At 46.4% G+C, this 11,858-nt stretch carries 9 protein-coding genes; 4 read left to right on the forward strand and 5 right to left on the reverse strand.

Translation table 11 applies throughout. From position 1 onward, the window contains the following. Positions 1 to 44 precede the first annotated feature (44 nt). Positions 45 to 1,442, forward strand: coding sequence for a sialate O-acetylesterase (locus BUR42_RS26175; protein ID WP_074242503.1), 1,398 nt, complete (start codon positions 45 to 47; stop codon positions 1,440 to 1,442). Positions 1,443 to 1,446: 4 nt separating this feature from the next. Then, positions 1,447 to 2,964, forward strand: a complete 1,518-nt coding sequence (locus BUR42_RS26180; protein ID WP_074242504.1) for a sulfatase family protein — start codon at positions 1,447 to 1,449, stop codon at positions 2,962 to 2,964. A gap of 191 nt (positions 2,965 to 3,155) precedes the next feature. Here BUR42_RS26180 and BUR42_RS26185 read toward each other — a convergent pair whose 3' ends face one another. Genes BUR42_RS26185 through BUR42_RS26195 form a run of 3 tightly spaced genes read right to left on the reverse strand, consistent with a single transcriptional unit; the run spans position 3,156 to position 7,834 of the window. Beyond that, complete coding sequence (locus BUR42_RS26185) at positions 3,156 to 4,220, reverse strand: response regulator (RefSeq protein WP_074242505.1); 1,065 nt, start codon at positions 4,218 to 4,220, stop codon at positions 3,156 to 3,158. Further along, positions 4,217 to 5,350, reverse strand: coding sequence for a sensor histidine kinase (locus tag BUR42_RS26190; protein ID WP_074242506.1), 1,134 nt, complete (start codon positions 5,348 to 5,350; stop codon positions 4,217 to 4,219). Before BUR42_RS26190 ends, BUR42_RS26185 begins: the two co-directional genes overlap by 4 nt. A 60-nt stretch (positions 5,351 to 5,410) precedes the next feature. Continuing rightward, on the reverse strand, positions 5,411 to 7,834 hold the full coding sequence (locus tag BUR42_RS26195) for a glycosyl hydrolase family 95 catalytic domain-containing protein (protein WP_074242507.1): 2,424 nt from the start codon (positions 7,832 to 7,834) through the stop codon (positions 5,411 to 5,413). 139 nt (positions 7,835 to 7,973) lie between these two features. Between BUR42_RS26195 and BUR42_RS26200 the strand changes: the two genes are divergently transcribed. Then, entirely contained in the window at positions 7,974 to 8,555 is a 582-nt protein-coding gene (locus tag BUR42_RS26200) for a hypothetical protein (RefSeq protein WP_143197583.1), read from the forward strand. Positions 8,556 to 8,560: 5 nt separating this feature from the next. Here the strand turns inward: BUR42_RS26200 and BUR42_RS26205 are convergent, their stop codons facing one another. Both BUR42_RS26205 and BUR42_RS26210 read right to left on the reverse strand, forming a co-directional pair. Then, positions 8,561 to 8,806, reverse strand: a complete 246-nt coding sequence (locus BUR42_RS26205; protein WP_074242509.1) for a (4Fe-4S)-binding protein — start codon at positions 8,804 to 8,806, stop codon at positions 8,561 to 8,563. Positions 8,807 to 9,244: 438 nt separating this feature from the next. After that, positions 9,245 to 9,535: an HTH domain-containing protein gene (locus BUR42_RS26210; RefSeq protein WP_074242510.1), complete on the reverse strand. Its 291-nt coding sequence runs from the start codon at positions 9,533 to 9,535 to the stop codon at positions 9,245 to 9,247. 936 nt (positions 9,536 to 10,471) lie between these two features. Between BUR42_RS26210 and BUR42_RS26215 the strand changes: the two genes are divergently transcribed. Next, positions 10,472 to 11,848, forward strand: coding sequence for an alpha-L-fucosidase (locus tag BUR42_RS26215; protein ID WP_074243231.1), 1,377 nt, complete (start codon positions 10,472 to 10,474; stop codon positions 11,846 to 11,848). Positions 11,849 to 11,858 lie beyond the last annotated feature (10 nt).

Here is an 11,858-nt window from a genome sequence, read left to right on the forward strand (position 1 = left end):
CGGACGAAACTGTCTACTTCTTACCTTTAAATCTATTCAACCACATGCCACGTTTACTATTAACGTTCTTTCTTTTATTATGCTGCGGCACCTGGGCAACTGCTCAGATCCGCCTCCCCGCTGTGATTGCCAGTAATATGGTACTGCAGAGAAATGCTACTGTGAAACTCTGGGGCTGGGCGCATGCCGGTGAAAAGGTGAGGGTACATACTTCCTGGAACAATCAGCTGGATTCAGTGGTGACCACCAGGGATGCCAAATGGAGCCTTGATATTAAAACACCTGAAGCGGGTGGTCCTTATACCATTACCTTGCAGGGGCGTAACCTCGTGAAACTGGAAAATGTGCTTATCGGTGAAGTATGGGTATGCAGCGGCCAGAGCAATATGGAATGGAGCTCCCTGCAGGGACTGCAGGATGTAAAAGCTGAATTCCCTACCTGTGCAGACAGCAGGATCCGCTTCTTCCACATTCCAACTACAACAGCAGCTTACCCGCAGGATGATTGTAATGCTACCTGGGTAGCCTGTGATTCCAATTCATTAAGAGCATTCAGCGCCGTAGGGTATTTCTTTGGAAAGAAGTTAAGGCAGGACCTTAACATTCCGATCGGCCTTATCAATACCAGCTGGGGAGGTACACCCGCAGAGGTTTGGACGCCTGCGCCTGAAGTGGAAAATGACCCCGTCCTCAAAGAGGCTGCCACTAAACTCACACCGAGTAATGGCTGGCCGTTTACACCGGGTTATACTTATAACGCCATGATTGCGCCGATCACCAATTTTAGTATTGCAGGTGCTATCTGGTACCAGGGAGAAAGTAACACAGGTACCGCCAGCACCTATACAAAATTGATGGGTACCATGATCAGTTCCTGGCGCAAAGCATGGAACAAAGAATTCCCTTTTTATTTTGTACAGATCGCTCCTTATAATTATGGTCAGGGCACTATCAAAGGGGCACTGCTGAGAGAAGCACAAACAGAAACATTGAAGTTCCCGCGTACAGGTATGGCGGTTATTACAGACCTGGTAGCAGATACCGGGAATATCCATCCCACCAATAAACATGATGTAGGACTTCGCCTGGCCAACTGGGCACTCAGTGATACATATGGCAAAACAGGCATCGCCTATAAAAGCCCGCAGTTTTCACAAATGGAGAAAAAGGATAACAAGATCATCCTGCACTTCGATAATGCCGAAGACGGCCTGGTGCTGAAAGGTAAAAAAGCAGCGCAGTTCTTTATTGCCGGAGCAGATCACCAGTTCGTTCCTGCGGATGTTATTGTGAAAGGCAATACGGTAACAGTATCTGCCAAAACAGTGAAGGAACCTGAGGCAGTACGTTTTGCTTTTACGAATACGGCCATCGGGAATATCTTCAATAAAGCAGGTTTGCCGGTGAATCCATTCCGTACTGATAACTGGGAAGAAAAGTAATGATATGAAGTATATGATCCTCGTGGGCTGTTCGCTGCTGATAGCGTTCAATAGTTTCGCCCAAACAAAGAAAAGACCTAACATCATCATGATCATGTCTGATGATCATGCGCAGAATGCCATCAGTACTTTTCACAAAGGCCTGACGGAAACGCCGAACATAGACAGGATCGGAAAAGAGGGTTTAGTCTTTAAACGAAGCTATTGCACCAACTCTATCTGTGCGCCCAGCCGCGCGGTGATCATAACCGGTAAATTCTCTCACCTGAACGGGCATATCGACAACAATGTGCGGTTCGATAGTTCACAACAAACTTTCCCGAAGCTCTTACAACAGGCCGGTTACCAAACTGCCCTCGTAGGAAAGTGGCACCTGGTAAGCAATCCCACTGGTTTTAACTACTGGACGGTAGTGCCTGGTCAGGGACAGTATTACAATCCTGATTTCATTAAAATGGATGGAAAGCGGGAAAGGGTAGAAGGATATGCGACCAATATCATCACCGACAAAGCATTGAACTGGCTGGACGGGAGAGATACTACACAGCCTTTCTGCCTGTTGTTATACAATAAAGCACCCCATCGCAACTGGCTGCCGGATACCGCAGATTTCGATAAGTTCCGCGGCCGCAAATATCCTTTGCCGCCTAATTTTTATGATGATTATGAAGGACGCACGGCCGCTGGTTTACAGGAAATGACGATTGCCAATCACATGCACCTGGCGTCTGATCTGAAAGTAGATACCAGCAGTGATCCTAACCGGCCCTGGCAGCAAAGAGTATCCGGTACGGAAAGAATGAATGCGCAGCAGAAAGCTGCATGGGACAGGGAATATGATCCCATCACTGCAGCATTCAAAAGGGATAAGCTAACAGGTAAAGCACTGGCTGAATGGAAATACCAGCGTTACATGGAAGATTACATGCGCTGCATTGCTTCTGTAGACCGTAATGTTGGCCGCGTGCTGGATTACCTGGATCAACATGGCCTCGCAGAAAACACCATCGTTATCTATACTTCAGATCAGGGTTTTTATCTGGGAGAACATGGCTGGTACGATAAACGTTTTATGTATGAAGAATCTTTGGTGATGCCCATGGTGATGCGTTATCCCACTGGTATTAAAAAGAAAGGAGAGGTAAATGAAATGGTGCAGAACATTGATTATGCGCCCACTTTCCTGGAGTATGCAGGTGTGAAATTACCAGCCGACCTGCAAGGTAAGTCGATGAAACCTTTAATGGAAGGAAAGAAGACAGCCTGGCGCGATGCGATCTATTATCATTATTATGAATTCCCCGGAGAGCATAAAGTACGCAGGCATTACGGAGTGCGCACAGATCGTTATAAACTCATTCATTTCTATAACGACATTGATAAATGGGAGTTGTATGATCTGCAGAAAGACCCTACAGAGATGAAGAATGTGTATGGAGACCCGGCGTATAAGGCTGTTGAGAAAGAACTGCACCAAAAGCTGGAGGCATTGCGGAAGCAGTATAAGGATGATTCTAAATAACGGTACTATTTTAACTAAAATGACAACCTATGGTGAAGCCTACCTGAACCCTTGGTGAACCGAAGGTGAAGCCTATGTGAAGAGATGTGAAAATAGTATCGAAACTATAGGAAGGTATACCCAAATATACGAAAAAAGAGACGATGTATGTTTTTGAGTAAAGACCTGATTTCCGTAGCCGGCGTACAAATTTAGTACAATAACTTCCGTAACAGGTCCGGCTGCACAATACGTATCCTCGTGCCCTGCATCTCAATCAGTTTCTCAGATTTGAAATCACTCAGCGTACGGATCAGGGATTCAGTAGCTGTACCCACAAACCGCGCAATATCATCCCGCGATAATTCTATGAGTGCATCCGGCTGTTGTTCTAAATGCAGTTTGTCGTGAATAGCTAAAAGGCCATTGGCTACACGTTTACGGAGAGAATCGTAGGCCAGTTGCAGCAGGCGGTCTTCTTTCTCTTTTACTTCCATGGCTATGCGTTTGATAAACGTACGCGCCACGCTGATATCATTCAGCAATTGCTCCAGGAATACTTCTTTCGGGATTTGTACGAGTTCTGTATGATCCAGGGCCTCTGCGTTTTCTTCATAAGGTTTGTCTTCCAGCAAAGGAACATACCCTAAGTAATCACCCTGGCTGAAAAGGTTGGTGATATATTCCTTTCCATCATCATTCAAACGGTAAGCTTTTACTTTCCCGCTTTTCACGTAATACAGGAACTGGGGATGTTTGCCTTCGCGGTAAACAGGTTGTTTCTTGGCGTACTGGGCTACATCATAAGCCTCCATTTGCAGGTGTAATAAACCGGAAGCCTGCCAGTCCTGTAAGAGGGTGCCAATGGATTGCGTATGTGCAGCAGCGAACTTCTCCTGCAGGAATTGTTGTTTCTTCAGCCTTGTTTCCACTGCGTTCAGGAGCTCCACATCTTCGAAGGGTTTGGTGATATAGTCATCCGCACCCATTTCCATGCCTCTTCTGAAATCACTCCTGTCTGTTTTCGCCGTGAGGAAGATGAAAGGGATATGTTCCGTTTCCGGGTATTTTCGCAGCATATGCAGTACGCCGTACCCATCCAGCTCCGGCATCATGATATCACAAACGATCAGGTTAGGCAGATGTTCTTTAGCCAGTTCTATAGCCTGCTTGCCATTCTCTGCTTCAAGGGTTTGGTAACCGGCGAGGGAAAGTATTTCCGCTACGTTTTCCCGTATGCCGGGGTGATCGTCTACTACCATGATGGTGGCTGTCATTGTGCTTGCAGATTTGGAAAATTAATTAATATCCTGGTGCCTTTGCCCAGTTCGCTTTCTACGCTGATGCTGCCATGCAGCATATCCACATACCTTTTTACGATATGCAGGCCAAGGCCCGTTCCCTGGATATTAGTAACGTTGCGGGCGCGGAAAAAACTGGAAAAGAGATAGGTTTTGTCTTCTTCAGGAATACCCATACCCTCATCTTCCACGATGGCATGAATATAGCCGTTCTCTTCCCATAACTTCCAGCCAATACGGGTTTCAGCGGGGGAGAACTTGGAGGCGTTGGTGAGCAGGTTCACGAAAATATGCTTCAATAACCGTTTGTCTGACCATACATGCAGCTCCTGCGGTACTTCTGAATGCAGGTGCTGCCCTGATTTCAGGAGGCCCTGCACTTCTTCCACAGTTTCCAGCGCAAAATTTTGCAGGGAGATATTTTCAGGATGTACATGGATCTTACCTTCTTCTATCCGGCCAAGGGAAAGGAAATCCTCCAGCAGTTCGTTCAGGTGGATCACGGAATCCCTTATTTTCTGTACGTGTTTTTCCCTGCGTGGCTGATCTTCAGAAGCGGGGTATTTCCCGATCAGGGCAGCAGAGGAAAGAATGGCACTTAAAGGAGTTCTGAACTCATGAGAGGCCATGGACACAAAGCGCGACTTGATCTCACTCAGCTCTTTTTCTTTTTCCAGCGCATCTTTCAATTCTGCCTGTGAAGAGGCCAGGTGGGAGAGCGCCAGTTCCAGGTTGGCAGTTCTTTTCTCTACTTCCTTTTCCAACGCCTGGTTAAGTTCCTGCATGGTACGGTAAAGGCTTTTCAGGAACAATACCAGTAAAGTGGAGCTGATCACCAGGATCAGGGAGAAGAAGTGTTCAATGAAAACTTCCGCCAGGTTGGGGTTTTTATGCGGGAGGCAGGCAATCACCACTACCAGGATGGTACAGGCAATGCCCATAATCCTGGTAGGGGTGTCGTTCTTGATGAATATAGTGAGGAGGATGGCTGTGATAAGCCCTCCGTCGAAAAAGTTGTAGTCGGGCCGCCACACCAGCAAACACGCTGTTACCAGCATGATGAAAATGGAAATAACTAATGTTTGCCGCTGACCGAAATGAAACATGGTTTGTTATTTATCAGGGGCAAAGATAGCACATGCAGGGCTTATTGTACCTGATTAAGGTCATTGCTGCGCTACATGGTAATCCCCGGATCTAACGGTGGGAAAGGTAACTACTTCCGCTTTATTGCCAGCCTGCGCCAATACCCTGCCTTGTGCATTCCGCACTGCTTTGCCGGCAGGTAACAATAATCTGCAAAGGCCACCTTTGCCGGAAGTGATCTTTGCAGTGGTCAGTTTTCCTTTCTTCCATTCCATATCTACAATAAATGCGCCGCGTGCGTGCATTCCTTTCACACGGCCACTTTGCCAATCTGCATCAGAAGGTAAGGCCGGCAGCATACGGATGGTCTCATCATCTCCGTGGCTTTGCAGCAACATTTCTCCAATACCGGAGGTGCCGCCAAAATTTCCATCTATCTGGAAAGGCGGATGCGCACTGAACAGATTAGGATAAGATCCGCCACCAACAGGCTTTACAGGATCTACAGGGCGAAGCAGTTTATGGATCAGCACTAATGCATGATCACCATCTCCCAGCCTTGCCCAGAAATTGATCTTCCAGGCCAAAGACCATCCCGTGCCATCATCTCCACGCTGACGAAGGGTTTCACGTGCTGCGGCACTTAATTCCGGGGAGCCCCATGGTGTGATCTCATCATAAGGATGAAGGCCATAAAGCTGGCTAACGTGGCGGTGATGCGGCTCTCCGTCTTTCCAGTCGTCCAGCCACTCATTCAGATCACCTGCTGCGCCCACCTGGTTAGGTGCTAATTGTTTGCGTACTTCAGTTAATTCGGCTGCCCATGGGCCATCTATCTTTAATATATTGGCAGCTTCAATGCAGGCGCCGAATAATTCGCGGCAGATCTGCATATCCATGGTAGGCCCCATAGCAGTGTTGGCCTGGGTGCCATCCGGCATGATGTAACTATGCTCCGGTGAATTGGAAGGAGCGGTCACCAGCCAGCCATGCTTAGGTTCTTTGATAAGGATGCTGCGTAAGAAAATGGCCGCACCTCTCATCACCGGATAATATTGACGAAGGAATGCGGTATCCTTTGTATAACGAAAATGTTCCCAGAGATGCTCACATAACCAGGCGCCGCCTGTAAGGGTAGAACCCCATCCTGCTCCTTCTCCGGGAGAAGTAAAGCCCCAGGGATTGGTGATCACATGTGCTACCCATCCCGGCGCGTTATAATAAGCTTTCGCTGTTCTGGTGCCTGGTTTTACCAGACCTTTTATGTAATGATGTACAGGTTCTGCAATATCTGCCAGGCCGGTCATTGGCGCCAGCCAGTAATTCATCTGTAGGTTGATATTGATGTGGTAATCTCCGTTCCAGGGTGTTTGGTATTCCGGTGCCCAGAGCCCTTGCAGGTTGGCAGGTAAACCACCGGGACGGGAAGAGCTGATCAGCAGGTACCGGCCATAATTGAAATACAATACCGGCAATTGCGGATCGGGCTGTTTTGCATAATAACGGGCGAGCCTTTCCGGTGTACTGAGCGTATCAGAAATATTACCTTCAAGATAGAAGCGGCTCCGGTTAAAATATTGTGCATACTGTTTGATGTGTTCATTCATCAACGGCGAATAGGGTTTGGATGCAGCGGATTGTACTGTGCTGAGTACCCCGGGCAGGGGATCTCCTTTCCGCGTTACGTAATTTGATACGTTATAATCAGTGGCTGCGCTGAATATTAAAAGGCATTCATCTGCATTTTCTATTTGTATATCCTTGTCTGTAATGAGCTGTTTGCCACCATTACTTTTTACCTGCAAGGCTGCTGCATAACGCATGCCAGGTCTGTTGCCATTAGGTAATTGCCCCTGCATGAGGATGCGGTCTTTCTGTACGCTAACTTTCGCATATTCCTTCCGGCTTAGTGTGGTGGATAAAGAGATCTTTCCTTTCTTAGAGGCCGTGATCTTTATAGCGAGGATATTGGCAGGGATGCTGATCCATGCTTCCTGTTTATAAGTAACCCCATCCCGTTGCCAGGTAGTGGTAGCCACTGCTTTTTCAAGATCGAGGGTCCGTTGGTAATTGCTCCAGGAGGTGATACTGTCTTTCCAGCGAAGGTGAAGGTCTCCCAGCACCTGGTAAGCTCCGAAGGGAACATTGGCGCCATTGCCATGGCCTGATCCTTCTCCTTTACAGATAAAATATTTTTGCAACAGGTCCTGCGCCTCACGGTTACGGCCTTCTAACAGTAATTGCTGTATCCTGGGCAGCACCCGGTAGGCTGTATCATTATCAGCATCCTGTACACCACCGGACCAGAGAGAGATTTCATTCAGGGTGATCTTATCATTCCAGGGGTGACCGGAGATCAATGCGCCTATCCGGCCATTGCCCAATGGCAATGCTTCCTGGTAATGAGCGGCAGGGGTCTTGAAGCGAAGAGAAACATCCGGTTCCTGAGCGGACGCGGAAATAGATAAGGCCAGGAGGCCTGTAAATAGTAGCACGTGGTTCATAGGAATAAATTTAACTGCTAAATGCCTAATTATGAAGGGTTAGGTAAAGTAGACCGATAAATAGAGAATATTCCATCACTGAACATTCCTCAGTGGGGAATCGTTAAATTGTAGCGGTTTTATTAATCCCGATGTGTATATGCGATTGACCAACCAGCTCCGGCAGGCGATCTGTTATCTCTGTATCATGGTATGTTGCCATGCCTGTACGATCATCTCTAAAGATCCTGTATCGGTGGACTATGAGATCCTGCCCAATCATCAGTTTTATCCATCCTGTGGCCAGGCACGCATCTCCGGAGATCTGCCACAGGGCGGGTATTATCTTGTATATGTGTTAAGCGACAGCCTGGACGTAAATAATTGTGTGAGCAGCCGCAACGAAAGCATCACGGGAAAGGATACAATGACCATGCGTTTTGGAAGGGATTTTCTGATGACCATGGCTGTGCATGATGCGGGGAAGGACTGGTTCTTTCATTTTCAGCAGATGGAGGTGGTGGACAGTATGTTGCACATTCATCTCAGGGCATACCACCGGAGTGATAGTACGGTTAGTAAACCTACCTATAATTTATCCGATAATTATGTATGGAAGATCAACGGAGAGGAGGCCAAGCTGATCAAGCTATATATCAATGGCAGCAATTATGCCTATGTTCCCGGGCCACAATGGAGTGATGCTCCCATTAACTGGCAACATGCACATTGGGGGGAATAAAACAATCAGCGTTTTACTTTCTGATCATTATAAAAACAGGAGAGTGCTCCTGAGGGGCATTGCCGGACCTGTTCTATGATCTCTTCCGTAGCGCCGTTCTGCATATTGATCCAGGGCTCTGTATGTGGATCAAAAACGGCACGCAAACCTTTTACGCAATGGGTGGAAAACTGGCAACGCAGTGGGCGCCATACAATGGTGATCTCTCCGTTGGTGAATTCCCTGGAATTGTCTTTCTGCTCCTGTGCCATACCATGGAAGATTTACGCTATAATGGAAAAAAGTGTGCAGGTGACTAAAGAGAGACCCGCAGGCGTCTTCGCATCATAGATTGATCATCTAATCTAAACCGCGTTATGAAAAAGCCTCTTTATTGCTACAGACGGCTTGCCGGTAACTGTGTTTAAAAAGCGGACCAAAACTATGAATAGAAATAAGGCAGGTAACTGAACAGAAACCCGCAAATCCCACACCGGTAACAGCATGAGATGCAGCAATTGAGTATTGCCATACTTTTTGGGGACCGCACTGATGGACGGTTGGTTATTCATGTATTATCTTTTGCAGTTGCATATAGTTATCGCTTTGTTATGCTCATAAAAATTCCGAGCAACAAAGTAGGTCACTGCAAAAAATGATGGCGTTAAAAAGTTGTTAAGCAGTTATGCAATCGTATGGCAAAAGCCATTTCACATACATGTATGCGCGATGATCATCAGGCACAGGATTGCAGCAGGCGAGGCGCCTGCAATGCTTTTGGTGAACTTGATGCTGAAGCCTCCTTTTTCACCGTAGTAATAACTTTCTTTGTATCTATCGTATTCTATGGGAGCACCGAGGTCCTTCATGAGTTTCAGGAACTCATATAGTGTTCGCTCTGAGATACGCAGGCGTTTTGCTAATTGCGCAGGTTTGCCTGTACCTTTAATACGAATGAGATAGTCTATCGTCTGTAGTCTTTCAAAATAGCGCTTGGGCATTGGATCAACAGGGGGTTTAAAGCTAAATTGGAATTCGGGTTTTGTTCAACGAAATATACTGCATTATACCAGGAAGTATTGTATTCACTGTAACTGCTGCATCTCATGTGCAGATAAGTGTATCTCCATGTCTAGGTTTATTACGGATTTTTTCCTGGGTCTTTGAAAACTGTGTCTTATTAAGGTTCAATGTTAATCTAAGATAGCAAACCACACTGCAATAATACCTCAGTTCAGTATATACGTATACAAAAAAACGACTGCTATCTATGGGGAAAATAGACGGCAGTCGTCATAATGAATAGTTAACTTGGAACGTAAAAAACTTATGGATGTATGATAGAATGTCATTGATATATTCAGATACAATGTTACAGGTATATGAGATTTTTGAATGTTAATGCCGTGTTAAAGAATTGTCATATTTTTTGAGTGTTAACACCTATGTAATTTGGGTTATAACCCTGCAACCCCTCCCTTTTTTCATAGCATAGGCACCTCTTTTTTGATCCCTCCGGCAGGCTTTGGAACGTTCCCTTTTTTACATGCTTGCCTTCTTTTTCCATGCACAAAAAAAAGCATCATCAACCGCATTTCAATGATCTGTGTAATGCAGTGCAGTATTGATTTTCGTCCTGATAGAAAACAGCTGTCAAATGCAGATGCAAATGACAGCCGTTCACCTGAAGTTAAATCGGAGCACTAATTACTTAGCGCGAATAAAAACGCAAAAAAATAAGCTTTTATAAGCGTTAATTTCGAAGAGCAATTTTACGGGGATTATACCTGTCTAAATGTTAATCAATTGTTAATGAGTTGTTAATTAGAAGGAGGCATACCTGGAAGTGCATGGTAATTAAATAACACACTCAGGCAAAATGCTATGAGCCGGAGCCATATGCTTGGATTACCTTACCATGATATAAAACTTATATGATGAAACGCACCAGCATCCTACTCTTTCTTTCCACGCTACTCACCTTGAACAACTTCGCCCAGGAGAAAAGGCTTTTCCCGGAAACACCCGAACAAAAAGAAAAACGCCTGGCCTGGTGGACAAACGACCGCTTCGGCATGTTCATCCATTGGGGACTTTACGCATTACCCGCCCGCCATGAATGGGTTAAAAACCGGGAACGGATCTCAGACTCCGCCTACCAGAAGTACTTCGATTATTTCAACCCGGACCTTTATAACCCAAGGGAATGGGCAAAAATGGCCAAAGCGGCCGGTATGAAATATGCCGTGATCACCACCAAACACCACGAAGGTTTCTGCCTGTTCGATTCCAAATTCACGGATTATAAAGCCACGAATACACCCATCAAAAAAGACCTGATCAAAGAATACGTGGAAGCTTTCCGCGCCGAAGGAATTAAGATCGGATTTTATTATTCCCTGATCGACTGGCACCATCCTGATTTCACCATAGATGGTACCCACTCCCAGCGCCCTAATAACGATGCGGACTATGAACAGCTGAATAAGAACCGGGACATGTCCAAATACCGCACCTACCTTCACAACCAGGTAAGGGAACTGCTCACCAACTATGGCAAGATCGATATCCTCTGGCTGGACTTCTCTTATCCCGGTAAACGCGGGAAAGATCATAACGACTGGAACTCAGTAGACCTGATCAAAATGGTGCGCAAACTCCAGCCCGGTATTATTGTAAATGACCGCCTGGACCTGAAAGAATATGCAGATGGGGGAGACTTTGTAACCCCGGAACAATATAAAGTAGCCGCCTGGCCTACCGAAAATGGTAAACATGTTCCCTGGGAAACCTGCCAGACATTCTCCGGCTCATGGGGATATTACAGGGATGAAACAACCTGGAAAGATGTAAAACAATTACTGGTATTACTCATAGAGTCCGTTAGTAAGGGAGGTAATCTATTATTAAATGTAGGCCCCACTGCACGTGGTAAAATCGATGCCCGCGCACAAACCGCACTGAAAGGAATGGGAGAGTGGATGGATGTGAACAGCCGTGCTATCTATGGCTGTACACAAGCCCCGGACGAATATGCCCGTCCTGAAAACAGCCTGCTCACTTACAACCCCACTACCAAACGGTTGTATGTACACCTGCTGGATTACCCGCTGCAAAATTTCACCCTGCCCGGCTACAAGGGCAAGATCAAATATGCGCAGTTCCTGCATGATGGTTCTGAGATCCGTTTCAGCGCACCTTCCGGATATGGTTACAGAACAAATGGCCTCGGGCAGAACGACCTGAACCTCAGCCTGCCTGTTATTAAACCCGGTGTTGAGATCCCTGTAATTGAACTGATATTGGCAGACTAAGACTAATATT

It is taken from the genome of Chitinophaga niabensis (assembly GCF_900129465.1).
Lineage (GTDB): Bacteria > Bacteroidota > Bacteroidia > Chitinophagales > Chitinophagaceae > Chitinophaga > Chitinophaga niabensis.

Excerpts from the sequence above, each read along its gene's own strand:
- BUR42_RS26175 (WP_074242503.1), top strand. The coding sequence starts at position 45 with ATGCCACGTTTACTATTAACGTTCTTTCTTTTATTATGCTGCGGCACC.
- BUR42_RS26180 (WP_074242504.1), top strand. The coding sequence starts at position 1,447 with ATGAAGTATATGATCCTCGTGGGCTGTTCGCTGCTGATAGCGTTCAAT.
- BUR42_RS26185 (WP_074242505.1), bottom strand. The coding sequence starts at position 4,220 with ATGACAGCCACCATCATGGTAGTAGACGATCACCCCGGCATACGGGAA.
- BUR42_RS26190 (WP_074242506.1), bottom strand. The coding sequence starts at position 5,350 with ATGTTTCATTTCGGTCAGCGGCAAACATTAGTTATTTCCATTTTCATC.
- BUR42_RS26195 (WP_074242507.1), bottom strand. The coding sequence starts at position 7,834 with ATGAACCACGTGCTACTATTTACAGGCCTCCTGGCCTTATCTATTTCC.
- BUR42_RS26200 (WP_143197583.1), top strand. The coding sequence starts at position 7,974 with ATGCGATTGACCAACCAGCTCCGGCAGGCGATCTGTTATCTCTGTATC.
- BUR42_RS26205 (WP_074242509.1), bottom strand. The coding sequence starts at position 8,806 with ATGGCACAGGAGCAGAAAGACAATTCCAGGGAATTCACCAACGGAGAG.
- BUR42_RS26210 (WP_074242510.1), bottom strand. The coding sequence starts at position 9,535 with ATGCCCAAGCGCTATTTTGAAAGACTACAGACGATAGACTATCTCATT.
- BUR42_RS26215 (WP_074243231.1), top strand. The coding sequence starts at position 10,472 with ATGAAACGCACCAGCATCCTACTCTTTCTTTCCACGCTACTCACCTTG.